Raw genomic sequence first — 26,283 nt, 5'->3', positions numbered from 1 at the left:
TGGCATCCCAGGGCGGGAGTTCTGGCATTTTCCAGTGGCGCATGCCCGGCTTGGCTAGAGTCCGACCCTTTGGGCAGAACCGAACTCCCGGAGTGCGTCCGCGAGTTCGGCCCCTCGCCCCGACGGCCGGCGCGGCCTTCTGTGCGTCCGCGGCTCTTTCGTGCGGGTCAGAGCAGGGCGTCCGCGTGGGCGCCGCCGGCCTCCTCGACCAGGTCCGCGATGGGCTGCGGGCTGCGTACGGTCGCGAACCTCACGCCCTCGGATGTGGCCGTGAAGCCGTAAATGCCGGGCCTGGCAAGGGAGTTGTACGAGTAGTGGTGGGCGAAGTAGTACGCGCCCGTGTCCAGGACCGCGGTGTAGTCGCCCTGTTCGAGCAGGGGCAGCGGGCGGTTCTCGGCGAGCAGGTCCCCGGCGAAGCAGGCGGGCCCCGCGATGTCCTGGGCGACGGTCGGGCCGGGCTTGGGCCGGCCCTTCGCGTCGTACGCCTCGATCCGCAGCGGCCAGGAGGCGGGCGCGTACACGGTGCGGGCCGCGATCTGCACGCCCGCGTGGGTGACCGCGATGGGGCGGCCGCCCGAGCTCTTCGCGTACTCGACCCGGGCGAGGACCAGACCGTGCTTGGCGAGCAGTGAGCGGCCGAACTCCGTCACCAGGCCGTACCGCCCGTCGAACAGTCCCGGCACCTCCTCCTTGAGGAGGCGTGCGTAAGCGGCGTACGTCGGCGTCTCCTCGTCGGAGCCGAAGTTGACGGGGAGGCCGCCGCCGATGTCGATGGTGTCGACCTGCTGCCGGCCCACCGCCGCGTTGATCTCCTCGGCGAGCTCGTAGACGGCCCCCACCCCCCGCGCCATGAGGGAGAGCGCCACGCCCTGCGAGCCGGAGTGCGTGTGCAGCCGGGTCAGCCAGGGGCGCTCCGCATACGCCCGTACGACCCAGTCCCGGGCGCCCTCGTCGAGCAGCGCCACCCCGAACTTGGACGTGGCCGTCGCGGTGGACAGCGCGTCGATGGACCCCGCGCCGAGCTGTGGGTTGACCCGGATGCCGATGGGCGAGGTGTTCGGCGCCGAGGCGGCCAGGGCGTCCAGGCGGGCCAGCTCCTGGGGGTTGTCCGCGTTGACGGCGATGCCCAGGGCCAGCGCCTCGCGCAGCTCGGCCGGGGTCTTGGCGGGGGAGTCGAGCACGGTGTCGGCGGGGCGCATCCCGGCGGCCCTGGCCAGCGCCAGCTCGCCGGGGCTCGCGACCTCCGCGCCCAGGCCCTCGGCGAGCAGCAGCCGCAGGACCGGGACCAGCGGGCAGGCCTTCACGGCGAAGGCGTGCAGCACCGGGGCGTTGGTGACGGCGGCGAAGGCGGCCCGCAGGGCGGCGGCGCCCGCGCGGATGCCGGCGGTGTCGAGGAGGGCGACGATGGGGACGTCGGGCCCGGCCAGGCCCTGCTCCACCGCGGCCCGCACGGCCTGTTCGCGGCGCTCCGCCGCGGCGGTCCCGGCGGCGCGGGACGTTGCCTGGGAAGTCATGCGATCAAGCCAATCACCGGGTGGCCCCGAGCGCAGAGGCTACGCATCTATTGACTAGTTCTATTCAGTGACCCAGGATGTGAATATCTGGATCAGGTCACGAGGAGGCATCGCCATGTCAGGACCCCGCCCCGTACGGGCACCGCGCGGTACGGAACTGAGCGCCCTGGGATGGCAGCAGGAAGCCGCGCTGCGCATGCTCCAGAACAACCTCGACCCCGAGGTCGCCGAGCACCCCGACAAGCTCGTCGTCTACGGCGGCACCGGCAAGGCCGCCCGCGACTGGCGCTCCTTCGACGCCATGGTGCGTACGCTGCGCACGCTCAAGCAGGACGAGACGATGCTGGTCCAGTCCGGCCGCCCCGTCGGCGTCATGCAGACCCACGAGTGGGCGCCGCGCGTCCTGATCGCCAACTCCAACCTGGTCGGCGACTGGGCCAACTGGGAGGAGTTCCGCCGTCTGGAGGCCCTCGGCCTCACCATGTACGGCCAGATGACGGCCGGCTCCTGGATCTACATCGGTACGCAGGGCATCCTCCAGGGCACGTACGAGACGTTCGCCGCCGTGGCCGCCAAGAAGTTCAACGGCACGCTCGCCGGGACGATCACCCTGACCGCCGGCCTCGGCGGCATGGGCGGCGCCCAGCCGCTCGCCGTCACCATGAACGACGGCGTCGCGATCTGTATCGACGTCGACCCGCGCGCCATCGAGCGCCGCATCGAGCACCGCTACCTGGACGTGAAGGCGGACTCCCTGGAGCACGCACTCCAGCTCGCAGTGGAGGCCCGCGACGCCCGCCGCCCGCTCTCGATCGGCCTCCTCGGCAACGCGGCGGAGCTGCTCCCGCGCATGCTGGCCGAGGGCGCCCCGATCGACATCGTCACGGACCAGACCTCGGCCCACGACCCTCTCGCGTACCTCCCCATCGGCGTGGACTTCGACGACATGGCGTCGTACGCGGCGAAGGACCCGGCGGGCTTCACGACCCGGGCCCGCGAGTCGATGGCCAAGCACGTCGAGGCGATGGTCGGCTTCATGGACGCCGGCGCCGAGGTCTTCGACTACGGCAACTCCATCCGAGGCGAGGCCCAACTGGCGGGCTACGAGCGGGCGTTCGCGTTCCCCGGCTTCGTGCCGGCGTACATCCGCCCGCTGTTCTGCGAGGGCAAGGGCCCGTTCCGCTGGGCGGCCCTTTCGGGCGAGGCGTCCGACATCGCGAAGACGGACAAGGCGCTCCTGGAGCTGTTCCCCGAGAACGAGTCGCTGCACCGCTGGATCAAGATGGCCGGCGAGCGGGTCCATTTCCAGGGCCTCCCCGCGCGTATCTGCTGGCTCGGCCAGGGGGAGCGCGACAAGGCGGGCGACATGTTCAACGACATGGTCGGCAACGGCACCCTCGCAGCCCCCCTCGCGATCGGCCGCGACCACCTGGACTGCGGCTCGGTGGCCTCCCCGTACCGCGAGACCGAGGCGATGCTGGACGGTTCCGACGCGATCGCCGACTGGCCGCTCCTGAACGCGATGGTGAACGTCGCCTCCGGTGCGTCCTGGGTGTCCATCCACCACGGTGGCGGCGTCGGCATGGGCCGCTCCATCCACGCGGGCCAGGTGTCCGTGGCGGACGGCACGAAGCTCGCGGGCGAGAAGATCCGGCGCGTCCTCACGAACGACCCCGGGATGGGTGTCATCCGGCATGTCGACGCCGGGTACGACATCGCGGAGCGGGTGGCGGACGAGCGCGGGGTCCGCATCCCGATGCGGGAGGGCGAGTGACCCCGCCGGGCCCCACCCCGGGGGCGCTGCCCCCGGACCCCCGTTCGCGCCGTGAGAGCGCTCGTCCTCAATCGCCGGACGGGCTGGGTATGCCTGGTTACGGCGCTGCCAGGGGCGCGGGGAACTGCGCGACCGGCCACGCACGGCCCGCGGCCGAACCGCACCCCCCGGAGGCCCGCGGCGGCGCCGCTGAGTGTCACAGCGGGAAGGGGCGGGGTGGGGACTCCTCCCAGGGGGCCTCCTTCCAGGAGATGTGGCGCCAGCTCGCGCCCATCGGCCGCGACCCCGACACCCGCGGCTACCGCCGCCACGCCTGGACCGCCGCCGACGCCGACTGCCGCGCCTGGTTCCGCGCCCAGGCCGAGGCACGCGGACTCACCTACGAGCTCGACCGCAACGGCAACCAGTGGGCCTGGGCCGGAGACCCGGCGGCCGGAGACGCCGTCGTCACGGGGTCGCACCTGGACTCCGTACCGGACGGCGGCGCCTTCGACGGCCCCCTGGGCGTCGTCTCGTCCTTCGCCGCGCTCGATGAACTCCGGCGAAGGAACGCCCAGTTGAACCGTCCCCTCGCCATCGCCAACTTCGGCGACGAAGAGGGCGCCCGCTTCGGCCTCGCCTGCGTCGGGTCCCGGCTCGCCGCCGGACAGCTCACCGTCGACGCCGCGCACCGTCTCCGCGACGCGGACGGCGTCAGCCTCCCGCAAGCCATGGAGCGCGCCGGGTACGACCCGGACACCATCGGCCCGGACCCCGAACGCCTCGCCCGCATCGGCGCGTTCGTGGAGCTGCACGTCGAGCAGGGGCGGGCGCTCGACCTGAGCGGGGACGCCGTCGGCATCGCCTCCGCGATCTGGCCGCACGGCCGCTGGCGGTTCGACTTCGCGGGGGAGGCCAACCACGCCGGCACCACCCGCCTGGTCGACCGCCGAGACCCGATGCTGACGTACGCCGAGACCGTCCTCGCCGCCCGCCGGGAGGCCGAACTCGCGGGCGCCGTCGCGACGTTCGGCAAGATCTCGTGCGAGCCCAACGGGGTCAACGCCATCCCCTCACTGGTGCGCGGCTGGCTGGACTCGCGGGCCGCCGACCAATCCACCCTGGACACGGTCGTCGCCGCGATCGAGCAAGCCGCCAAGGAGCGCGCCGAGCGGGACGGCGTCGATCTCGCCGTCGTACGCGAGTCGTTCACGCCCGTCGTGGAGTTCGAGCACGCGCTGCGGGACGAGATCGCCAAGATCCTCGGCGGTCACACCCCGGTCCTGGGGACCGGCGCGGGACACGACGCCGGAATCCTGTCCGGCTCGATCCCGACCGCCATGCTGTTCGTACGCAACCCCACCGGCGTCTCGCACTCCCCGGCCGAGTTCGCCGGCGAGGACGACTGCGTCGCCGGGGTGCTCGCACTCGCCGATGTACTGGAGGGCCTGGCGTGCAGGTGACGTACTGGCTGGAACACGCCTGGCTCGACCCCGACGTCGAGCCGGGCGTGGTCGTGGAGGTCAACGACGGCCGAATCGCCGCTGTCCGCAAGGGATTTGAGGCGCCGCCGCCCGGTGCAGTGGTGCTGCGCGGGTTCACGATCCCCGGGCTCGCCAACGCCCACTCGCACGCCTTCCACCGCGCCCTGCGCTCCACCGTGCAGGTCGGCTCCGGGACGTTCTGGACCTGGCGCGAGGTCATGTACCAGGTCGCGTCCCGGCTCACCCCGGACACCTACCACGCCCTCGCCCGCGCCGTGTACGCGGAGATGGCGCTGGCGGGGATCACCGCGGTCGGCGAGTTCCACTACGTCCACCACGCGCCGGGCGGCACCCCGTACGACGACCCCAACGCGATGGGCGAGGCGCTGATCGCCGCGGCCGCCGAGGCGGGCATCCGCATCACCCTGCTCGACACGGCCTACCTCTCCTCCGGCTTCGGCGCCGCCCCCGACCGGCACCAGCTCCGCTTCTCGGACGGTACGGCCGAGGCCTGGGCGGAACGCTGCTCGGCCCTCAAGGACCGCGAGCACGCCAGGATCGGCGCGGCCATCCACTCCGTACGGGCCGTCCCCGCACGGGAGTTGGGCACGGTCGCGGGGTGGGCCGGGGCGCGGCGGGCCCCGCTGCACGTGCACCTGTCCGAACAGACGGCGGAGAACGACGCCTGCCTCGACGCGTACGGCATGACGCCGACCCAGCTGCTCTCCGAGCACGGGGTGCTGGGGGCCCGTACGACGGGTGTCCACAACACCCACCTCACCGACGGGGACATCTCGCTGCTCGGCTCCACCGGTACGGGCACCTGCATGTGTCCCACCACCGAGCGCGACCTCGCGGACGGCATCGGCCCCGCGCCCGCCCTCCAGCGGGCCGGGTCCCCTCTGTCGCTCGGCAGCGACAGCCATGCCGTGATCGACATCCTGGAGGAGGCGCGGGCGATGGAACTCGACGAGCGGCTACGTACGCGGACTCGGGGGCACTGGACGGCGGCGGCGCTGCTGCGTGCCGCGACCGTGGACGGGCAGGCGGCCCTCGGCTGGGCCGAGGCGGGCCGCATCGAGGCGGGGTCTTTGGCGGACCTCACGACGATCGCGCTCGACTCCGTCCGGACGGCGGGGCCGGTGCCTCGGCTCGCCGCGGAGACGGCGGTGTTCGCGGCGTCTTCGTCCGACGTCCGGCATGTGGTGGTCGGCGGCCGTCAGGTGGTGCGGGACGGCTCCCACGCCCTGATACCCGACGTGCCGTCGGAACTGGCGACGGCGATCGCAGCGCTGAGATCGTAGGCATCTCTCGGGCGGGGTGCCCTGGGGCTCCGCCCCAGACCCCGTATCGCGCCTGAAGGGCGCTCGTCCTCAAACTCCCCAAGGCATTAAGGGCCAGGGGGGACCCCCATGACAGGCTGAAATGCTCCGACGCGGGCCAGCACAGAGGTAGTTAGGGGCGCGGGGAACTGCGCGATCAGCCTCCACCGGGCCGCAGGCCATCAACCACCGACTCAGCCCCTCCGGCGTTTGAGGAGCGGGGGCCCGGGGGCAGCGCTCCCGGCAACGGAGCTCAGCCCTCTCCCACCCCCGGAGGGTCTCGGGAAGGGGCGGGGTGGGGAAAAGAAAGGACACCAATGAGCAGCACCCTCGTACACAACATCACCACCCTCGTCACCAACGACCCCGAAAGGGGAAACGGCCCCCTGGGCCTCATCCAGGACGCCGCCCTGGTCGTCGAAGACGAAAAGATCGCCTGGGTCGGGCCCAGCCAGGACGCCCCGCCCACCGACACCGCCCATGACGCCAAGCGCCGAGCCGTGATCCCCGGATTCGTCGACTCCCACTCCCACCTGGTCTTCGCCGGCGACCGCACCCAGGAGTTCAACGCCCGCATGTCCGGCCAGGCGTATGCCGCCGGCGGCATCCGTACCACCGTCGCCGCCACCCGCGCCGCGAGCGACGAGGAGCTGGGGGACAACGTCGCCCGGTATCTCGCCGAGGCGCTGCGGCAGGGCACCACGACCCTGGAGACCAAGTCCGGGTACGGGCTCACCGTCCAGGACGAAGCCCGCGCGCTGCGCATCGCCGCGGAGCACACCGACGAGGTCACCTACCTCGGCGCGCACATCGTGGCCCCGGAGTACGCCGACGACCCGGCCGGATACGTCGCCCTGGTCACCGGCGAGATGCTCGACGCCTGCGCCCCGTACGCCCGTTGGGTCGATGTGTTCTGTGAGAAGGGTGCGTTTGATGGGGATCAGGCTCGTGCCGTCCTCACTGCCGGCAAGGCCAAGGGGCTGATGCCGCGTGTTCACGCCAATCAGCTGACGTACGGCCCGGGCGTGCAGCTCGCCGTCGAGCTGGAGGCCGCGTCCGCCGACCACTGCACCCACCTCACCGACGCGGACGTCGACGCCCTCGCCAACAGCGCGACGGTCGCGACGCTCCTGCCCGGCGCCGAGTTCTCCACCCGGGCCCCATGGCCGGACGCCAGGCGGCTGTTGGACGCGGGCGCGACCGTCGCGCTGTCCACCGACTGCAACCCCGGGTCGTCCTTCACGTCCTCGATGCCGTTCTGCATCGCGCTCGCCGTACGGGACATGAAGATGACCCCGGACGAGGCGATCTGGTCCGCCACCGCGGGGGGCGCCGCCGCGCTGCGCCGCACCGACATCGGCCGTCTCACCCCGGGCGCCCGCGCCGACCTGGCGTTCCTGGACGCGCCCTCGCACGTCCACCTCGCCTACCGGCCCGGCGTCCCGCTGGTGAGCGAGGTCTGGCGGGCGGGCCGCAGGGCCTGACCGGGACCGTTCGGACACGGGTTCTCACGGCGCCGGGGCCCGCCGCTCCAGGCGGGCCACCCAGCGCCGCAGGCCCAGCGAGAACACCCAGGCCAGGACGAACAGGCCGGTCGCCACGGCCACCGTCAGCCAGCGCAGGTCCTTCGACACCAGGAGATGCGCGCCCGCGCCCGGGTGCACCTGGTTGAGCAGCACGTGGAAGAAGAAGGCCAGCGCGACCAGGTACAGCCCGTACCAGGCGAACCGGTTCCATTCCTTGAGCACCCGCCCGTCCATGCCGGCCAGCGGCAGCATCCCGAACACCACGACCTCGACGCCGCCCACCACGGCCACGCCGACCGTGTACGCGAGCACGTACGCCATGCTCCCGGGATCGGCGCCGCGCCCGGCCTCGACGAGGGGCGCGCCCAGCGTCCAGACCAGCAGCGAGGCCGCCAGCGTGCAGATCGCGGCAACCAGCATGGCCTGCCCCTTCGGCACACCGCCGGAGACGCGCGGCGGCGTGCCGAGCACCAGGTACACCGCTACGAGCCCGTAGACGTACGGCACGGGAGACTCCAGCCACCTCGAAAGCCCCGCCATCACCACGGCGAGCATCAACCCGGCCGGAACCACGCGGAGTTCGGCCGGGACACCACCCCGGCCCGGACGCAGCAGGGAGTCCTTCGTCTTCTCGTACGTCGTGAGGATGAGCAGCATCCCGGCGGCCGCACCGATCACCTTGACGGCGGTCTGCGCGCTCCAGTGGGTCGTGGCGTCGGCCCACACGACGAGCGTCCCGCCGCCGACGGCGTAGCAGCTCATCCGCAGCCAGCCGGGCACCCTGGCGCGCTCGGTGTCCTGCCGCCGCCTGCGCCACCAGCGGGTCAGCGCGTTCTCGGCGAGCTGCGAGGGGAACGCCTTCTCCAGGAGCAGCACCATGAACAGGAACCAGACGGCGAGCCCCGCCGAACCCGCCAAGTCCTTGAGCGCCCAGGAGACTTCGGCGGGCGTCCGCAGACTCCCGACGAGGCCGGTTCCGTGACCGCCTCCGGTCCCGCTGTTCCCGCCCGTGGGCGTGGGCGTGGGCTTGGTCGAGGTCGAGGGGGAAGGCCCGGGGGCCGGGTCACCCGAGGCCTCCTGCGAGCGGGTCGGGCCCGGCGAGTCGCGCTCCGTGACGGGGGTGTCCCCTGTCGCCTGTGCCCGTGGACTCGGGCTCGGGCTCGGATCCTGGCCCGGGTGGCGGTCGGTGCCGTCGCCCTGGCCGGGGGACGAGTCCCGGGAGCCCTTCTCGTCAGGCGGAGGGGGAGGCGGTGGTGGCTGAGGGGGCGGGGGAGGCGGCACCGGCGGGGTGACCGCCGGCGCGGTCACCGTGAACGGCGCCGAGGCCGTCAGCTCCTTTCCCGGCGTGGTGCGGCCCCCCGAGACGGCAACCGACAGCCCCTGGCAGGTCACGGTCACCTTGTGCCGGCCGGCCGCGGACCCCGCCGGTACCGCGAAGGAGGTCCTGAGCGTCCAGTCCGCCCTCGACGCGGTTCCGGAGGCGACGGCCGTTCCGTCCCACAGGACAGTGGCCGCCGCACCGCACTGGAACGCCGTACCGAGGACGTTCACGGTGCTGCGGAGTGCGCCGGACCCGGGTGTGAGCGAGACCGAGGGCGGTGGCAGAACCGGCGGCGGTGGTGGCTCCGGCGCGAGGACCCGGAAGGTCCCGCTCCGGCGCACCGACGGGCGCGACGCGCAGGTGGCGACCACCGTGTACGTCCTGGGCGCCGCGTCGGCCGGCACGACGTACCGGTACGTGAAGGCGCCCGACGCGTCGGTCCGACCCGTGACCGGTGGGAAGAGGTCGCTGGTCAGGGTGAGCGGCCCGGCGAACCCGTCACCCTTGCCCGCACAGTCGAAGCCGCTCCCGTTCACATGGAGGGGTCCGCCGCGCTTGGCCGTCGGGTAGACCGAGAACACCGGGTTCGCGGACGGCTGCGGTGCCCCGATGTGCGGCGGAGCGGGAGATGTGGGCCCGGCCAGTGGCGTGGAAGGGCCGGGCCCCGGCGTGGATCCAGAGGATGCGGAGCCGACCGCGGCGGCCGTCGCCGCCGTGGTCACCATGCGTTCGGGCGCCGCCGGATCCGGCACCCAGGTGACGGCCGGCAGCACTGCCGCCGAGCACACCGCCACGCACAAACTCCGCCGCCACAGCCTCTTCTCCATCGGCTGCGCCCCCTTGGATCCGCACGGCCCTCCCCGGACCGTTCCGCCTCCCGGTTACGTGCCATGGGACGCCCGGGACCCGCATCCACGGTTCCGGAGCGTGGGCGGCGCACAGGAGCGCGATGTCCCAGTGGATATGCGCTGTGCGCCCCTCAGGGCCTCAGAGCCTGTGTCCGGACCCCGTCCGCATCAGACACGGGCTCACAGGCGGAGGCCGTCAAGAACTGGCCAGGCGCTCGATCTCCGCCGTCTCGCCCGTCGCGAGCAGCCCGAAGAGCCGCAGCACCTCGTCCTTGGACACGCCGGACAGCTGGCGCGGGGGCGCGTCCGGGTCGTCCAGGTTCTCCCAGAGGAGCCAGAGCAGCTCGCCGCTCGGGAAGGCGCTCAGGGACCAGCCGTTCTCGTGGGTCAGGGAGACGTCGGGGTGCTCGTCGTCGGCATCGGCCAGGCCGTCGAGAATCGTGCGCATCGTCGCCTCGTCGGGCTCCTCGACGGAGGTGCCCGAGAGGTCGGTCATGAAGTAGCTCATACCGTGCATTAGCTCACGCCGAGCGCCACAGCCGTACGTCCGGGCCCACCCGCCCCGGTCGCCGTCAAGCCCAAGAAGGGGCCAAATCGACGACGGCGTACCAACCTTCACCGTATGGTCACAAACTGCGGGAGGGTACCTACCGTCGGGTGAAATCGACCGGTACCGTCCAGGTTCAGCGTGGCTCAGGGGGAGACCGGGGGGTCGAAAGTTGAGCAGTCTGCGCGGAAGCGGCGCCGCCGAGGGCGCACGGGGTCGGATACGAGTGGCGAGGCCCGGCGATCTGAGTGCCGGGGAACTGGAAGTCTGGCGCGAGCTGCGGGCCAAGTCGCAGTCGCCGGAGAATCCTTTCATGGAACCGGAGTTCACCCTGGCCGTCGGCCGGGTGCGGTCGTCGGCGCGGGTGGCCGTGGTGTACGAGGACGGCGAGCCGGTGGCCTTCTTCCCTTACGAGAAGGGGAAGTTGGGGCAGGGGCGCGCCATCGGGTTCGGTGTTTCGGACTGCCAGGGGGTGATCGCGCGGCCTGAACTCACCCTGGAACGCGATGAGTTGATGCGTGCCTGTGGGCTGTCGTCCTGGGAGTTCGACAACCTGGAGGCCGGCCAGTCGCTGTTCGTGCCGGACGCCGCCGCCGAGTACGCCTCCTTCGTGATCGACGTGGGGGCCGGTTACGAGGCGTACGAAACGATCCTGCGTCAGCAGTCGCCGAAGTTCTTCAAGACGACCACCGCCAAGGAGCGCCGGCTCGGCCGGCAGGCCGGGGAGGTGCGGTTCGTCTTCGACGAGCGGGACCCGGCGGCACTGGCCCGGCTCATGGAGTGGAAGTCCGCGCAGTACCGCCGCACCGGGCGGCGCGACCGGTTCGCCCAGGAGTGGATCAACACCCTGGTGCAGCAGCTCGCCCACACCCGCGCGCCCGGCTGCTCGGGGGTGCTCTCCGTGCTCTACGCGGGGGAGCAGCCGGTGGCCGCGCACTTCGGGCTGCGCTCGCGCACCGTCCTGGCCTGCTGGTTCCCGGCGTACGACCCGGAGTTCGCCAAGTTCTCGCCGGGTCTGGTGCTCCATCTGCGGATGGCCGAGGCCGCCGCGGCCGAGGGCATCGGGATGCTCGACCTCGGGCGGGGGGCCGCCGAGTACAAGGACGCGCTGAAGACCGGCGAGATACCGGTGTACGAGGGGGCGTCCACCCGGCCCGGCGCGGGCGCGGTGCTGCACTGGATCGGCCGCGAGCCGTCCCGCCGGGCGCACGGATTCGTACGGAAGCGGCCGAGGCTCGCCGAGTTCGCGCAGCGCGGCCTCAAGCGGGCCGGGCAGCTGCGCGGCGCCGGAAAGTAGCCCCCGTGGGGGGTGTTGAGCACTTCAGGAGACCCAGCACGGGGGGAACGCAGTGTCGGACAGGTCGTCGTATTCATCGCACGGGCCGGAGGCCCAGGGCCTTGTGAGACAGCAGGGCATCAGGCAGGGGATCAGCGTGGGGGAGCTGGATCTCGACGGCCTGGACGGGGACGTGCTGTCGCTGACGCCCGCGCCGGGCGGGCCGCCGGTCGGGCCCGGCGAGGTGTACGTCCTGGTCAGGCTGCGGGGGCGGCCGGTCGGGACGGTGATCGGGCAGGTCAGGGAGGGCGAGGACGCGGCCGAGGTGCTCGCGACGGCGGCCCGCAAGCAGCTCACCGGGTTCGTGCCCGATGAGCGGCCCGCGCCCGCGCTCCTGCCGCGCGCCAGCGTCGTCGTCGCCACGAGGGAGCGGGCGAGCCAACTCGCCCGCGCGCTCGACTCGTTGCTCGGCCAGGACCACCCCGACTACGAGATCCTCGTCGTCGACAACAACCCCGCCACCGACCAGACCCGCGAACTCGTCGAGCAGCGCTACAAGGCGCTCGGCGTGCGCTACGTCGTCGAGCCCGTGCCGGGTCTCGCCGCCGCCCACAACCGGGGCGTCGCGGCCGCGCACGGCGAGATCCTCGCGTTCACCGACGACGACGTGATCGCCGACCGGCGCTGGCTGTCCTCGCTGGCCGCGCCCTTCGCCGACGACCCACGGCTCGGCTGCGTCACCGGCCTGATCCTGCCGGCCCGCCTCACCACCCCGGCCCAGATCCTCCTGGAGAGCCACGGCGGCTTCACCAAGGGCTTCGCGCCGCGCCACTTCGACCCGCGCAGGCCCCCGGCCGACGAGCCGCTGTTCCCGTTCACGGCGGGCCGGTTCGGCTCCGGCGCCAACATGGCCTTCCGGGCGAGCGCCCTCCGCGCGGTCGGCGGCTTCGACCCGGCCACAGGCACCGGAACCCCGGCGAAGGGCGGCGACGACCTGTACGCCTTCGCCCGGGTCGTCGTCGCGGGCCACCGGCTCAGCTACACGCCGGAGGCGCTCGTGTGGCACCACCACCGCGAGACCTGGCAGGACCTGGAGAACCAGGCGTACGGATACGGCGCCGGGCTCACCGCCTACCTCACCGCGATCATCGTGCGCCGCCCGGCGCTGCTGCCCGCGCTGCTCGCCCGGGTGCCGCGCGGCCTCGCGCACGCCCTGGCGATCAGCGCCCACCGCGACGCGGGCGAGCAGTCCGTGCCGGGCGAGCACGGCTCGCAGAGCTACCCGTGGCCGCGCTCGCTGTCCCGTCTTGAGCGCCGGGGCATGCTGTACGGGCCGCTCGGCTACCTCCGCGCCCGGCGCCGGGTGCGCGGCCACCGGCTGCCCTGGGAGGCGGCCCGATGAGCCCGCCGCGCACCGACGCACCCCGCATCCCGGTGCTCCTGTACCACGCGGTGATGGACGACCCGCCCGACTGGATCGCCGAATTCACCGTCGCACCAAGGGAGTTCGAGGCCCAGCTCGACGCGATCCGCGACAGCGGACGTACGCCGGTGACCATCAGCACGCTCGCCGCGCACTTCGCCGGGCGGGCCCCGCTGCCGCCGAGGCCCGTCGCGCTCACCTTCGACGACGGGTTCGCCGACCTGCCGGGCCGCACCGCCGAGGCGCTCGCCGAACGCGGCATGCCCGCCACCGCCTACCTCACGACCGGCGCGATCACGCCCGGCAGGCGGAGCCTGCTGCCGCCCGCGCCGATGATGACCCTCGACCAGGCGAAGCCGCTTGAGGAGTACGGCCTTGAGATCGGCGGGCACACCGTCTCGCACCCCCAGCTCGACACCCTCACGGCGCGGGCGCTGAGGCGCGAACTCACCGAATCCAAGGCCGAGTTGGAGGACGCGCTCGGCCATCGCGTCGACCATCTCGCCTACCCGCACGGCTACAACAGCCGCGCGGTGCGCAGGGCCGCGCGCGCCGCCGGGTACGAGACGGCCGTCGCGGTACGGCACGCGCTCAGCTCGGAGCGCGACGAGGCGTACCGCATCGCCCGGCTCATCCTGCGCCGCACCCACACCGTCGCAGACATCGAGGCATGGATGCGCGGGGAGGGGGCACGGGTCGCCCCGTACAACGACGCGCCGCGGACGGTGGGTTGGCGGCTCTACCGGCGCACCAGAGCCCTGGTGAAGGGGCCGGTTTTCGCGGGGTGACGGGAGCGGGGGCGGTCTGCGGTGTAGCCACACAAACGCGAAGAGTGTTCCTATACTTCGCTCAGGCGCAGGATCTCAAGGGGAACAGCCAGTAGAACAGCCAGGGGACAGCGGCGTGACGGCCGTGACCACATCTGTGGGGGGAGTCGCACTGTGCAGCAACGTGTGCCCACGCCGGTCCAGGGGAGCAAGCAGCAGCCCCCCGACGACCCGGCCAAGGAGCAGACGGCCGACGCGCCGACGAAGGGCTCGCGACGCTGGCCGAGACCGGATCTGATACAGCCTCAAATCCTGTTCAGCTGGCTCCCGTTGGTGATCGCGACCGCCTTATGGTTGTACGCGCTGCCGCACATCGACTACCGGCACATGGGCGACTGGGGCCTGCTCGACCAGCTGCCCGCCGCGTTCTACCTCTCGCTCGCCGTCCTCACCGGCGGCTTCGTCGTCAGCCTGCGGCGGGCGGGCACCGCACCCTGGTGGCCGGGCCTCTACAGCGTCGCCCTGCTCCTCGCCCTCAAGGCGCCGACCGCGATCCTGTACGACTCGGTGCGCTACCCCTGGTCCTCCAAGCACGACGCGGTGGTCAACCACCTCCTCGCCAACCAGGAGCTGCGGCCGGGCGTGCCGCTGTCCGGAAACATGGCGGCGTACGACCAGTGGCCCGGCTTCTTCACGCTCAACGCGGGCCTGGTGCGGGCCTTCGGCGTGGACACCGCGGCCTCGTACCTCAACTGGGCCTCGCTCTTCTACGGCGTCGTCCTCATCCCCGTACTCGTCCTGATCTACCGCACCTTCGCCGAGGACTGGCGCCTGGTGTGGACCGGCGTGTGGATCTTCGAGGTCGCCAACTGGGTCGGCCAGGACTACTTCTCGCCCCAGGGCATGGCGCTGATCCTGGACCTGGCCGTACTGGCCGTGGTCTTCCGGCACTTCGTACGCCCCGGCTCCGCGGGCGAGCTTCGCTCGCGGGCCAACCTCGACCCGGCGGCGGCCAGCGTCCCGCCGCCGACGACCGGGCGCCAGCGCGCGGTCTGCATCGCGATCCTGGCCCCGCTGATCGCCGCCATCAACTTCACCCACCAGCTCACACCGGTGATGCTGTGCGTCGCCCTGGTCGCCCTCAACCTGACCCGGCGCTACCGCAACCCCGGGCTGCTCGTCGTCACGGCCGTGATCATGCTGATCTGGGACGTCACGATGGGCCGGCCCCTGTTCGTGGAGACGCTCTCCTCCCTGAAGGAGTCGGTGGGCAACCTCCTCAACAACTCGCGGGCGGGATACGCGGGTGAACTCACGGGCCCCGGACCGGTGTTGCAGGGCCGCGCAGATGTCGTCATGGTCCTGGTGATCGCCGGGTTGGCGGCCGTCGCGGTCGTCCTGCGCCGAAAACTGGTGAAGAGCGCCCTGCCGCTGCTGTTGGTGTCGATCGCGCCGGTGCCGCTGTTCGCCGTCAACGACTACGGCGGCGAAATGCTCTTCCGCGTCTACCTGTTCGGGCTGCCGGGCGCCGCGTTCTTCGCGGCGGCGGCGCTCGTGCCCGCGGCGGCGGGGCAGGGGAAGGGGCGGATCAGACCCGTCGTACGCCAACGGGTCGCGGCCGTCGCCCTGCCGCTGGTGCTCGTCCTCCTTGTGGCCGGGTTCATCCCCGCGTACTACGGCAAGGAGCGCATGTACTACACGCCGCCCGCCGAGACGGCGATGGTGACCAAGGTGCTCGACAACGCGCCCAAGGGCTCGATGATCCTGGCCGTCACCGGCTCCTTCCCGCAGGCGCTGCACCGCTACGACCAGCTGGAGCACTGGTACGTCGCGGAGCAGGAGGAGCCGCAGAACGCGATCATGCTGCGGGATCCGGTGGGGTACGTGGTGCCTCAACTGCCCAAGGACGGGCGGCCCGTGTACTTCATCCTCACGCGGACGCAGGACGTCTACACGGCGGGCGAGGGGCTGCTTCCCGCGGGGGGCTTCGCGGAACTGAAGTCGAAGCTTGAGGCTTCGCCGAGGTTCAGGGTGATTGATGGGAATGCGTACGGGACGGTGCTGCAGTATGTGGCCCCGCGCCCTGGGTGACCCCTCCGGGGGTGGCGTACTCGGGCGCGGCCCGGTGGTCGTCCTGGGGCTCCGCCCCAGACCCCGTTCGCGCCTGAAGGGCGCTCGTCCTCAATCGCCGGACGGGCTGAAGATGCCGATCCGGGCCAGCACGATCCCGCTGGGGGCGCGGGGCTGTGACATTTGCGGCTCCGCCGCGTGGGCACGACCAGCCACCCACGGCCCGCGGACGAAGGCGGGTTCAGGCGCGCGGGGAACTGCGCAAACCAGCTGCCACCGCCGCCGCCGAACAGCAACGCATGTTAAGGATCACCAGCCCCGATGACCCGGAGGTCGTCGCAATGACCCTCACCCAGACCCACGTCAGAGCCACCGTCGCCCTCTCCGGCTGGCTCGCGCTCGCGGCCACCGCGTTGCCCGGGGCCAACCCCGCCCGCTGGGTCCCCGTGCTGCTCTTCGTGACCCTCGGCCCCGGCTTCGCGCTGCTCTATCCGCAGCCCGACACCCTGCGGCCCGGGGCCCGCCTGGAGGCGCTCGCGTTGGCCGCGCCGCTGAGCCTCGCGTTCGGGGCGCTCGTGTCCACCTGCCTCTTCCTGGTGCACGGGTTCTCGGCGACCGCGTTCCTGATCTCGCTCGCCGCGTTCTCGACCGTGGCCTGCGCCTTCCCGGGGCTGCCCCTGCCGGCCGCGACCCGGGGCGCCGTGGAGCGCAAACGCGCCAAACCCGGGCCCGCGCGGTGAGCCGGGGGCGCCGCGCGGTCACCGCCGCCGCACTGCTGGTCGTGGCCGGGCTCGTCGCAGGGCTCGCGGTCTGGCTCGCCCAGCCGGAGAAGAAGAGGGCGGGGGCCGAGGGGGCCGCCTGGGACGCGCTGCCCGCCAACGCCGCCTCCGGGCCCGCGCCTAGCGGGAGTTGCGCCCCCGACGCGAAGCTGGCGCCGCCGTGCGGAGCCTGGTGGGGCGCGTACGTCCCGTACGCCAAGAACGGCTCCCTCAAGGACGCCGTGCTCGGCTTCGAGGGCAAGATCGGGCGCAGGCTCGACCTGCTGTACACGTACCACGACATGTCCGACAAGCCGCTCGACGGCGAGCTACTCACCCCCGACGAGCAGGAGCTCGGCCGGGACCGGCTGCTCATGCTGGCCTGGGAGTCCACGGTCTGGCGCAAGCCGCACCACGACGGGTACACGGAAGACCAGCTGGGGTGGGCGAAGGTCGCGTCGGGAGCGTACGACGAATCGATCATCGATCCGCAGGCGCGGCGCATCAAGGCATACGGGAAGCGGGTCTTCCTCTCCTTCGACCAGGAGGTCGACGCGCGCACCCCGGACGCGGGGACGCCCGAGGAGTACGTAGCCGCCTACCGGCACCTCCACGACCGGTTCAAGGAGCTGGGTGTGGACAACGTGGTGTGGGTGTGGACGGTGTCCGGCTATCTCGCCAACGCCGACCTCTTCAAGCGGCTCTACCCGGGCGACGCTTACGTCGACTGGCTAGGCATGGACCAGTACAACTACTTCCTCTGTCACAAGACGACCGACTGGAAGGACTTCTCGCGCAGCCAGAAGCCGACCTACGACTGGCTGCGGGCGAACATCTCCGACAGCAAGCCGATCATGCTGTCCGAGTTCGCCACCGCGCCCGACCCGAAACAGCCCGAGCGGGCCCGGCAGTGGTACGAGCAAGTGCCCGAGACCGCCAAGTCCGCCCTGCCCGACGCCAAGGCGATGGTCATGTGGAATCGGTCCGTGCCGGGGAAGGACTGCGATCTCACCGTCAACTCCGGGCCCCCGCTCGCCGGTTACAAGAGCGCCGGCGCGGACGGCTATTTCAAGCAGCCCGTTCCCGGTCGCTGAACCAGCGGTGGACCAGGGCGGCCGCCGTGACCGCGCACAGCCCGGCGAAGACCGGCAGTGCGACCTCGGCGAACGTGCGCTGGGCCGCCCAGCCCGCCACCGCGAGCACCCACACCACGACCGAGGCGAACCGCCAGTGCGCCCGCAGCGCGCGCAGGGCCACCGTCACCAGGGCCAGGCAGAGCAGTTGCAGCACCGCCGGCAGCCAGCGCTCGATTCCGCTCCGCGAGGCGAGGCCGGCGGTCTCGGCGAGGAAGCGGACCAGCGGGGTGTGCCAGGGCCCCGAGACCGGGTCGGGCGGTACGCCGAGGATGACCGGCGCGGTGTGCAGGCCCGCCACCGTCACCCAGAGACCGGCCACGAGCAGACCCGGGCGCGGCCGGTACAACGACACCGCCGCGCTGCACACCACGATGAGCAGCACCCCCGCGGTCAGGCTGACCGGCGGCAGGTAGTGCAGGAGGCCGGTGCCGTTGAGGTTGCCGCCGGGGACGTCCGCGGCGCGTGACAGCGGCACCCAGAACAGGCCCGCGGCGAGCCCGAGCAGCAGCCACAGGGCGGTCGTCAGGAGCGACTCGTCGCTCTCGCGGGCCGCCGGGTCGGGCAGGGTGCGCAGATGCAGGGTGGTGGCGGAGCCCTGCTCCGGATGCGTTCCCGGTACGTACACGGGGATGCCGAGCGCGGGGGTCGCGGTGTCCATGCCGCCGCGCAGGTACGCGGTCTGGGTGGCCCAGCGGGTGCCGTACTCCTGGGCCTCCTCGGTCCGGGCGGCCTGCGCGAGCATGGCCCAACTGGTCCCGAACTCGGCCGCCTTGGAGGGGCGCGGGGGCCGGACGGCGGCGCGGCCCGCGAGGGCCGCGCGCAGTCCGGGCACGCAGCACAGCGCCATCACGGTCATCGCGCACAGCTGGGCCCACCCGGCGCCGGAGATGCCGAACACACCGAGCAGCACGGCGGCGCTGCCGAGGACCAGGGTGCACATCGCGCCCTGGAGGATCGCCAGCATGCCGGTGCGGCCCTGGACGCGGAGCACCCCGATGTACAGCTCGACGGCGACCCGGGGAATCGCGGCCGCGGCCAGCAACTGGAGTACCAGCGTGCCGTGCTGGGCGTAGTCGCCGCCGAACGGGCCGAGGATCTGCTGGGCGAACAGGACGAGGAACAGCACGACCGGGATCAGCAGGAGCGCCATGCGGCGCAGCGCCCCGCGCACGCCGTCGGCGAGCTTGTCGGGGCTGTGCGAGGAGTGCGCGGTGAGCGAGGAGGCCATGTTGATGGCCATGAACTCCATGGTCCCGCCGACCGTGTACGCGATGAAGAAGAAACCGTTCTGCGCGGCCGGGAAGCGCACCGCGACCATCACCGGAAGCAGGTTGATCATGGCGAGCGAGAACAGCGCGCCGACCGAGTCCCCGGCCAGGAAGCGGCCGATCTCGCGCAGTTCCGGGACCGGCCGGTCGTGGTCGGCGGCGGCCTGCGCGGGGATCAGCCGGCGGAAGATCAGCCAGCCGAGCGGCAGGATGGAGAGGGCCATCGCCGCGGCCCAGGAGATGAAGACGCCGAGGGCGAGCGCCGAGAACACGGCGAGCAGGAGCAGCTTGCCGAGCGAGAACACGGCGTTGCCGACCGGCACCCAGATCGCCTTGCGCAGGCCGGTCAGGACGCCGTCCTGGAGCGTCAGGATCGCCCAGGCCACCGACGACACCGTGAAGACCACCCCGGCGGTGAGCCCGGACAGCGGCTCGTACGAGGGCCCCCACAGCGGCAGCGTGAACAGGAAGACGACGCAGGCCACCGCCACCACGACGGTGCTGGCCACATAGGCGCGCCGCACCAGCGGCCCGGTCGAGCGGCCCGCCCGCGGTACGTAGCGGACCACCGCGCCGATCATGGTGGTGGCGGTGATCGAGGCGAGCAGCTTCATCGCGGCGATGGCGGCCGAGCCCTGCCCGACCGCCTCCTCGCTGTAGTAGCGGGCCGCGACCAGCCAGAAGCCGAGGCCGAGCGCGGCCGACACGGCTGTGGACAGCATCAGGGCGTAGGCGTTGCGGAACATCGAGTCGCCGCCGGTGGGCGGGGGGCCGTCCGTGACGGGCTGGTCGGACGGCACGGCGGCGATGTCCTCGATCTCGGATCTGGCCGTGTCAGACACCGGCGGGGCCGCCCCTCGCGGGCCGGGTGTCCGCCGCGCGCAGCACCTCGATGGTGCGCGCTGCCTTCAACGGGTCGACGGGCAGGGCGTGTTGGGCGAACCAGCGGCCCGCTCCGGGCGCGGGCGAGGGGTCGGTGAAGGCCTCGCCCGCGTAGTCGTCGAGCGGCGGGTCGTACAGATAGCCCACCGTGATCCGCTCCCGGGCAAGCGCCGCGCGGGCCGCGTCGCGGTCCTCGACGAGCAGCGGCACCCGGAACAGCGGCTGGACGGGGCCCGGCTTCGGCCGCGCCCACTCGGTGGCGAGCAGCCGCTCGGCGCCCCGGCGGTGCGCGTCGAGCACGGCGTCGAGCCTCCCCAACTTCCGCTGGATGCGGGCGAGTCGGCCCCTGCCGGGGGTCGCCCGGTAGTCGTGCATGTCGACCCGGGCCCAGGAGTGGAAGGCGGACAGGTCGGGCGCGGCCTCCATCGCGCGGCGCAGCTCGTCGGGGCGCAGCGCCATCCGGATGTCCTCGCGCTCCTGCTGCCCGAGCATCCGGAGCACCGCCCAGGCGGCGGGCGCGAGGCGCAGGCCGCGTACGGCCGCCTCCGCGTACGGCCTTGCCCAGTAGGCGAGTTCGGCGCGGGAGCCGCGGGGGGTCAGGAGTTCGTCGCGGGTCTTGGCGAGGGCCTCGCGCAGGCCGGGGTCGGCGAGCGCGAGGAAGCCGCCCGCCTTGGCCGCGGTGTGCTTGGAGAGGCTGAAGACGGAGGCCTGGCCGAACGTGCCGACCTTGCGTCCGGCGACCTCGCTGCCGATGGCGTGGGCCGCGTCCTCGATGAGCGGAATCCCGAACTGGCCGCATTTGGCGGCCAGTTCGGGTGCCGGGTCGGGGTTGCCGTACAGGTTGGTGGTCAGGACGGCGGACAGTTGCGGCCAGAGTTCGTCCGGTACGGCGGCCAGGTCGATGGAGCCGTCGTGCGGATCGAGCGGCGCCTGCACCGGGCGCAGCCCGGCCGCGAGCACCACGAAGAAGATGACGTCGTCGTTGACCGGCGACATCAGCACCCGGCCGCCGGGCGGGCACCAGTGTCTGAGCGCCACGTACAGGCCGAGCCGGCAGGACGGCACATAGAGGCACTCGCGCCCCAGCCGTTCGCGCATCGACGCTTCGAGCTCTTCGTACGCCATGAAGTCCCCCCAGACCCACCGCATCCCCAGCGCTCAATGTGACCCAGTCCGCACCGCTTCGTCAACAATGCGGAAGGGCCCGTACCTTGACGGAACGGGCCCTTCGGACAGGTGTGCGGCACGGGCGTGCGTGCGGCACTCCTATTCTTCGAGTGTCAGCCCCTTGCGGAGCTTGCGCAGGGTGCGCGAGAGCAGCCGGGAGACGTGCATCTGGGAGATGCCGAGCTCCTCGCCGATCTCGGACTGCGTCATGTTGGCGACGAAGCGCAGCGAGAGGATCTTCCGGTCCCTGGAGGGGAGTTCCGCGATCAGGGGCTTCAGCGACTCGACGTACTCGACGCCTTCGAGGTCATGGTCCTCGTAGCCGATGCGGTCGGTGAGCGCGCCTTCGGAGTCGTCCTCCTCGGGCTGCGCGTCCAGCGAGCTCGCGGTGTACGCGTTGCTCGCCGCCATGCCTTCGACGACTTCTTCCTTGGTGATGCCCAGGCGTTCGGCGAGCTCGCCCACCGTGGCCGAGCGGTCCAGCTGCTGGGCGAGTTCGTCGCCCGCCTTGGCGAGGTCCAGACGGAGCTCCTGCAGCCTGCGCGGGACGCGCACGGACCAGGAGGTGTCGCGGAAGAAGCGCTTGATCTCGCCGACGATGGTCGGCATCGCGAAGGTGGGGAACTCCACGCCGCGGTCGAACTCGAACCGGTCGATCGCCTTGATCAGGCCGATGGTGCCGACCTGGATGATGTCCTCCATCGGCTCGCTGCGGGAGCGGAAGCGCGACGCGGCGAACTTGACCAGGGCCAGGTTCAGTTCGACGAGGGTGTTGCGCACGTACGCGTACTCGTGCGTGCCCTCTTCGAGGGCGTCGAGACGGGCGAAGAGCGTCTTCGAAAGGGCCCGTGCGTCGACGGGGCCGACCTCGGTGAAGGGCGGGATCTCGGGAAGGCCCTCAAGTCCCTCTGATTCGTGCGATCGTGCATGTGGGGGGCGGATGTCCTGCGGTTCCTGCTTGATCGACGTATCCGCTTGCGATTCGTCGAGCCGGGGTGACATGGGTCTCCTCCATCGTTCTCGGCATATGGCTGCCGATGCCCATACGTGTTGTCCGCGGTGTGCGGCGCCTCCGTGGCCGGTCGTGTTGAATAGCTGTCCCTACTACCCCTACCCGCTTTGAGCACGCTCTCGCAAGGCTTCTTTGTCCCTCTATGTCCGCTTTGTAGGGATGTTCGGGTTCCAGAAGGCGTAGGGAAGGCGTAGTGTTCTTGGGAAGTTACGACGAATCGGCGAAGAGGGACGGCATGGACCGCGGCACGGTCGGCAGCACGAATCGGGGCCGGCTCCGGGTCGGAGTCCGCACTGTGGGCCGCAGCGAGGTCCTGACGCCAGTGGGTGAGCTCGATCACCACACCGCGGATCTGCTCAGGGAACCCCTGGAAGAAGCCATCGCCCAAGGACGCACCCGGCTCGTCGTCGACTGCTCGCAGCTCGACTTCTGCGACTCCACCGGACTGAACGTGCTGCTCGGCGCCCGCCTCAAGGCGGAGGAGCTCGGCGGCGGGGTCCACCTGGTGGCGATGCAGCCCGTCGTGGCCCGAGTATTCGAGATCACGGGGGCGGAGGCGGTCTTCACCGTGCATGATTCGCTCGATACCGCTCTGAGCGACTGACCCCGATTCGTCCGGGCAGGAGAGCAGACTGAAGACATTGGCGAATCGGTGAGGTGAAGCGCTGATGAGCACCACCCGGGAGCAGGCTCCGGGCGACCGCGGGCCCGAGCCCCACGGCGCCCGGCCCGGCGCCGTGCCGTCGGAGTCCGACGGTGCGGGCCCAGCCGTGTCCGCGCGCGTCCTCGCGCTGAACGGGGCGAGCGGCATCGTTCCGATGGCCCGCGACTTCACCCGGCAGGCCCTCTACGACTGGGGCTGGCTGCCGGCGGCGACGGCCGAGGGCCGCGCCGCCTGCGAGGATGTGCTGCTCGTCGTCTCCGAGCTGGTCACCAATGCCTGCCTGCACGCCGAGGGCCCCGAAGGGCTGCGGGTCTCGCGCACCTCGAAGGTGCTGCGCCTTGAGGTCAGCGACCTCGGTACGGGCCAGCCCGCGCCGCGCACCCCGCACCGCGCGGGGCGGCCCGGGGGGCACGGGATGTTCATCGTGCAGCGGCTGTGCCTCGACTGGGGCGTGGTGCGCACGCCGGGGGTGACCGGCAAGACGGTCTGGGCGGAACTCGCGGCACCCGCGTAACTCCTGCTCACGGTTACCGCTGGCTCTGTTCACGGTGACCGGTTGCTCCTGTTCGTGGTCACCCGTAACTCCTGTTCACGGTTATTGGTAACTCCTGTTGATGGTTACCGGCGGTTCGGACCGTCGGTCCACAGGCGTGTCCGCACCTCGATCCCACCCTGTTCTTTGTCTTCCCTCGACAAGGTCCCCGGCGTACCTTGAGCGCCCAATCTGATGTGCCGTCAGTAACTTGGCGGCCTCCGGCAGAACCGGTATGAGGGGAACCAGAGGTGTCGTACCAGAAGAGGACAGCTCTCGCGCTGGCGGCGGCGGTCGCGGGCTCGGTGGTGCTGATCACCGCACCGGCGGCCCAGGCCTCCGTCGTGGACGTCAACTACAACTGCCAGACGCCGATCGGCGCCAAGAGCGCCGTGTCGCCCATCGACATCAAGGCGGTCAAGAGCGGCAGTTCCTACAACGTGACCATGACCTTCCAAAAGGGTGTCTCCTCCAGCCCGGTCGCGCTCGGCCCGGGTGCGATGAACCCCAGCGCGGTGATCAACCTCGGCGGCGCCGACAAGGGCACCGTCGCGGTCAAGGGCCCCGCCAACTCCGCGGAGATACCCGCCAACACCCCCATCAAGATCAGCGACTTGTCGGGTACCTACGTACCGAAGGCCAACGGCAAGGTCACCTTCACCGCGGGCGTCCTCACCATCAAGGCACTCGGCACCACCACGACCTGCACCGCCGGCAACAGCCCCGGCCCCTCCCTGGAACTCGACGTCACCGGGGCCACCGGCTCGGGCGGCACCAGCGGCGGCTCGGGCGGTGGCGACCCGGCCGCCCTCCCCAAGACCGGCCCCCTCGACTCGGCCGTGGCCCTCGGAACCCTCGGCGGCACCGTGGTCCTGGTCGGCGCGGCCGGAGTGCTGTGGCTGACCCGCCGGGGCCGGCGGGCCTGACCCCCGCTCCCGTACGCCCCGAAACCCTCGCACCCGAGGAGCCGCCGATGCGTCCGATCCGCCTGGCCCTGCCGGCCACGGCCCTGCTGCTGTGCGCGCTCTGGGCGCCCGCCGCGCAGGCCGCACCGGCAGCGAGCGGGGACTGGACCGCCGCGCCCGCATCCGGCGGCGGGACCCGCCCGAGCGCCGACGGGAGGCCCTGCTTCTATCTGGAGGGCGCACCCGGCACGGTCCTGGAGGACACGGTCTCGCTGAGCAACCCGACCGGCATCCCTGTGACGTTGAAGCTGCGCGGAGCCGCCGCCTACAACACCGCGACCGGGGCCTTCGCCGTGCGCCAGGCGCCCGACCCCTGGATCGCGCTCGCCGCACCCGAGGTGAAGATCCCGCCGCACACCCGCGCCGATGTGCCGTTCGCGGTCACCGTCCCGGCCGGCGCACAGCCCGGCGACCACCCGGCGGCCCTTGTGGCCACGGCGGGCGGCCGCGAGGTGGGCGTACGCCTCCAACTCCGGGTATCGGGGCCGACGTTGAGTGCCCTGACCGTCGAGTCCGTACGCATCGACAAGGGGCGCGGCCTCATCTGGTACGCCCTGGTCAACCGGGGCAACACCGCCCTGACCCCGCGCCTCGCGCTGCGCGCCGACGGGATGTTCGGCCGCGCCCTGGACCGCCCGGCCAGGACCCTGCCGGTCGAGCTCCTCCCCGGGCAGCGCGTCGAGCTGAGCGAACCCTGGCCGCACCCGCCCGCCCTCGACCGGGTCACCGTCCACCTCGACGTCACCGCCGACGGCGGCGCCCACTCCACCGTCGAGGCGAGCGCCGCCTTCGTGCCGTGGGGTGTGGTCGGCGGGGCGGCCCTGGCGCTGCTCGCGGGCGCGGCGGGAGTCCTGCGACTCGTGCGGCGACGCGGACGCCGCGTCGCGGAGAGCCCTGAACCACCCGTAAGGGAACGTGAGTTGGCGCAGACAGGAGCTGGTCAGTGAAGCCACGCCCGAGGGGCCCGGCCCTCGCCCTGCTGCCGCTCGGTGTGCTGCTCGCTCTGCTGGGCCTGCTCGCGCTGCCGATGGCCGCGCTCTCGTACGCCGCTGCCGACAAGCCCACCGTCGCGCTCTCCAGGGCCGAGGCCGCCAAGGGGGCCGACGTCACCGTCACCGGCCAGGGCTGGCGGCCCGGCGCGCTGCTCATGCTGCTCGTCTGCGGGCAGTCCGACCCCGACAAGGGAGTCATCGGCGGCACCAATTCCTGCTCCAACGCCGACGGCCAGGCCGTCACCACTGACGCCAAGGGCTCCTTCAGCAAGGTCCTCCCCGCCGCGCCGCCGCCCAAGCCCTGCCCCTGCGTTGTCCATGTGGCCACCGTGCAGGGAGAACAGGCTGTCGTGGACGCCGAGTTGAGGATCACCGGGCATCCGGTGGCCCCGCTGCCCACCCCGACCGGCGACGGAAAGCTCGCGGTGCTCGCCGAGCCCCGCCTCGACGGCAGCAGCTCCCTGCTGACCTGGTTCGGCGCGCCGCCGCGCCGCACCCTGGTCTTCACCGTCGGCAACCTGGGCTCGGCCCCCGTCAAGGACCCCGTCTTCCAACTCGGCACCGCCCACGGCGTGTTCGCCCCGCAATGGGAGGACCGGCAGTGGAAGGGCACCATCCAGCCCGGCCAGAAGGCCGAGGTCAGGCTCGACTTCGAGCTGGCGGCCGGCGCCCACGGCGACTACCAGGTCTCGCTCCAGTACGCGAAGACGCTGCTCGCCACCGAACCGTGGGGGGTGGACCGCCCCTGGGGCGTGACCTTCTTCTGGATCCTGCTCTGCCTGGTGGTGCCCGCCGCGGTCTTCCGCATCGGCATGGCAGTGGTCGACCGGCTGCGCCCGCGCGACCCGAAGCGGGCCGGTCCCGCCCGGCACCGCGGCGTACGGCTGCCCGAAGTGACCGTACGGCTCCCGAAGGCGGGCCCCGCGCCGAGCGAGCGGAAGAAGCCGCCCGCCGAGCCGGACCGGGGCGCCCCGAACGGCACCACGGCCGCACTGCCGTGGTTCACCCCCGACTCCGCACCGACCGAGAACCACCCCAACCGTCCATGACGTCCCA

General features: G+C 72.1%; 21 protein-coding genes. 15 read left to right on the top strand and 6 right to left on the bottom strand.

What is annotated here, in order from left to right; translation table 11 throughout:
- Nucleotides 1–167: 167 nt before the first annotated feature.
- On the bottom strand, nt 168–1,514 hold the full coding sequence (locus tag ACWC2B_RS17330) for a diaminopimelate decarboxylase (RefSeq protein ID WP_450717298.1): 1,347 nt from the start codon (nt 1,512–1,514) through the stop codon (nt 168–170).
- Nucleotides 1,515–1,629: 115 nt separating this feature from the next.
- On the opposite strand from ACWC2B_RS17330, the gene hutU reads away from it, so the two are divergent.
- From hutU to hutI, 4 genes are all read left to right on the top strand, one after another.
- Complete coding sequence (gene hutU / locus ACWC2B_RS17325) at nt 1,630–3,288, top strand: urocanate hydratase (protein WP_450717296.1); 1,659 nt, start codon at nt 1,630–1,632, stop codon at nt 3,286–3,288.
- 251 nt (nt 3,289–3,539) lie between these two features.
- Nucleotides 3,540–4,730: an allantoate amidohydrolase gene (locus ACWC2B_RS17320; RefSeq protein ID WP_450717295.1), complete on the top strand. Its 1,191-nt coding sequence runs from the start codon at nt 3,540–3,542 to the stop codon at nt 4,728–4,730.
- Nucleotides 4,721–6,055, top strand: a complete 1,335-nt coding sequence (locus ACWC2B_RS17315; RefSeq protein ID WP_450717293.1) for a formimidoylglutamate deiminase — start codon at nt 4,721–4,723, stop codon at nt 6,053–6,055. Before ACWC2B_RS17320 ends, ACWC2B_RS17315 begins: the two co-directional genes overlap by 10 nt.
- Nucleotides 6,056–6,390: 335 nt before the next feature.
- Complete coding sequence (hutI, locus tag ACWC2B_RS17310) at nt 6,391–7,557, top strand: imidazolonepropionase (protein WP_450717291.1); 1,167 nt, start codon at nt 6,391–6,393, stop codon at nt 7,555–7,557.
- Between the two features lie 24 nt (nt 7,558–7,581).
- Here the strand turns inward: hutI and ACWC2B_RS17305 are convergent, their stop codons facing one another.
- Nucleotides 7,582–9,747: an FGLLP motif-containing membrane protein gene (locus ACWC2B_RS17305; protein WP_450717289.1), complete on the bottom strand. Its 2,166-nt coding sequence runs from the start codon at nt 9,745–9,747 to the stop codon at nt 7,582–7,584.
- A gap of 217 nt (nt 9,748–9,964) precedes the next feature.
- Nucleotides 9,965–10,276, bottom strand: a complete 312-nt coding sequence (locus ACWC2B_RS17300) for a hypothetical protein (RefSeq protein ID WP_450717287.1) — start codon at nt 10,274–10,276, stop codon at nt 9,965–9,967.
- Between the two features lie 265 nt (nt 10,277–10,541).
- Here ACWC2B_RS17300 and ACWC2B_RS17295 point away from each other — a divergent pair, with 265 nt between their 5' ends.
- The 6 genes from ACWC2B_RS17295 (at nt 10,542) to ACWC2B_RS17270 (ending at nt 17,703) form a co-directional block, all read left to right on the top strand.
- Complete coding sequence (locus ACWC2B_RS17295) at nt 10,542–11,612, top strand: GNAT family N-acetyltransferase (protein WP_450717574.1); 1,071 nt, start codon at nt 10,542–10,544, stop codon at nt 11,610–11,612.
- A 130-nt stretch (nt 11,613–11,742) separates the two neighbouring features.
- On the top strand, nt 11,743–12,993 hold the full coding sequence (locus ACWC2B_RS17290) for a glycosyltransferase (protein WP_450717572.1): 1,251 nt from the start codon (nt 11,743–11,745) through the stop codon (nt 12,991–12,993).
- Complete coding sequence (locus ACWC2B_RS17285; protein ID WP_450717285.1) at nt 12,990–13,802, top strand: polysaccharide deacetylase family protein; 813 nt, start codon at nt 12,990–12,992, stop codon at nt 13,800–13,802. The genes ACWC2B_RS17290 and ACWC2B_RS17285 overlap by 4 nt, the downstream gene beginning before the upstream one ends.
- A gap of 153 nt (nt 13,803–13,955) precedes the next feature.
- Nucleotides 13,956–15,872 carry a hypothetical protein gene (locus ACWC2B_RS17280; RefSeq protein WP_450717283.1) on the top strand — a complete coding sequence of 639 codons (1,917 nt, stop codon included), beginning with the start codon at nt 13,956–13,958 and terminating at the stop codon, nt 15,870–15,872.
- Nucleotides 15,873–16,192: 320 nt separating this feature from the next.
- A complete protein-coding gene (locus ACWC2B_RS17275) occupies nt 16,193–16,591 on the top strand; it encodes a hypothetical protein (protein WP_450717281.1) in 399 nt (132 codons plus the stop codon).
- The gene (locus tag ACWC2B_RS17270) at nt 16,588–17,703 is read left to right on the top strand and encodes a glycoside hydrolase family 26 protein (RefSeq protein ID WP_450717279.1); all 1,116 of its coding nucleotides are present in this window, start codon (nt 16,588–16,590) and stop codon (nt 17,701–17,703) included. Before ACWC2B_RS17275 ends, ACWC2B_RS17270 begins: the two co-directional genes overlap by 4 nt.
- Here the strand turns inward: ACWC2B_RS17270 and ACWC2B_RS17265 are convergent.
- The 3 genes from ACWC2B_RS17265 to ACWC2B_RS17255 all read right to left on the bottom strand — a co-directional run bounded on the left by ACWC2B_RS17265 (nt 17,678) and on the right by ACWC2B_RS17255 (nt 22,064).
- Entirely contained in the window at nt 17,678–19,831 is a 2,154-nt protein-coding gene (locus ACWC2B_RS17265) for a lipopolysaccharide biosynthesis protein (RefSeq protein WP_450717570.1), read from the bottom strand. The genes ACWC2B_RS17270 and ACWC2B_RS17265 overlap by 26 nt on opposite strands.
- 16 nt (nt 19,832–19,847) lie before the next feature.
- Nucleotides 19,848–21,020, bottom strand: a complete 1,173-nt coding sequence (locus ACWC2B_RS17260; protein WP_450717277.1) for a DegT/DnrJ/EryC1/StrS family aminotransferase — start codon at nt 21,018–21,020, stop codon at nt 19,848–19,850.
- Between the two features lie 141 nt (nt 21,021–21,161).
- Nucleotides 21,162–22,064 (bottom strand): RNA polymerase sigma factor SigF, encoded by a 903-nt coding sequence (locus tag ACWC2B_RS17255; protein ID WP_450717275.1) that lies wholly within the window; start codon nt 22,062–22,064, stop codon nt 21,162–21,164.
- 245 nt (nt 22,065–22,309) lie between these two features.
- Between ACWC2B_RS17255 and ACWC2B_RS17250 the strand changes: the two genes are divergently transcribed.
- The 5 genes from ACWC2B_RS17250 (at nt 22,310) to ACWC2B_RS17230 (ending at nt 26,276) form a co-directional block, all read left to right on the top strand.
- A complete protein-coding gene (locus ACWC2B_RS17250) occupies nt 22,310–22,678 on the top strand; it encodes an STAS domain-containing protein (RefSeq protein WP_450717568.1) in 369 nt (122 codons plus the stop codon).
- A gap of 64 nt (nt 22,679–22,742) precedes the next feature.
- On the top strand, nt 22,743–23,252 hold the full coding sequence (locus tag ACWC2B_RS17245) for an ATP-binding protein (protein ID WP_450717273.1): 510 nt from the start codon (nt 22,743–22,745) through the stop codon (nt 23,250–23,252).
- Between the two features lie 269 nt (nt 23,253–23,521).
- Entirely contained in the window at nt 23,522–24,196 is a 675-nt protein-coding gene (locus ACWC2B_RS17240; RefSeq protein WP_450717271.1) for a peptidase, read from the top strand.
- Nucleotides 24,197–24,243: 47 nt separating this feature from the next.
- The gene (locus ACWC2B_RS17235) at nt 24,244–25,182 is read left to right on the top strand and encodes a COG1470 family protein (protein ID WP_450717269.1); all 939 of its coding nucleotides are present in this window, start codon (nt 24,244–24,246) and stop codon (nt 25,180–25,182) included.
- Complete coding sequence (locus ACWC2B_RS17230) at nt 25,179–26,276, top strand: hypothetical protein (protein ID WP_450717267.1); 1,098 nt, start codon at nt 25,179–25,181, stop codon at nt 26,274–26,276. Before ACWC2B_RS17235 ends, ACWC2B_RS17230 begins: the two co-directional genes overlap by 4 nt.
- Nucleotides 26,277–26,283 lie beyond the last annotated feature (7 nt).

This window comes from Streptomyces sp. NPDC001415 (assembly GCF_053597395.1).
This window is presented reverse-complemented; position numbering and strand designations above follow the sequence as displayed.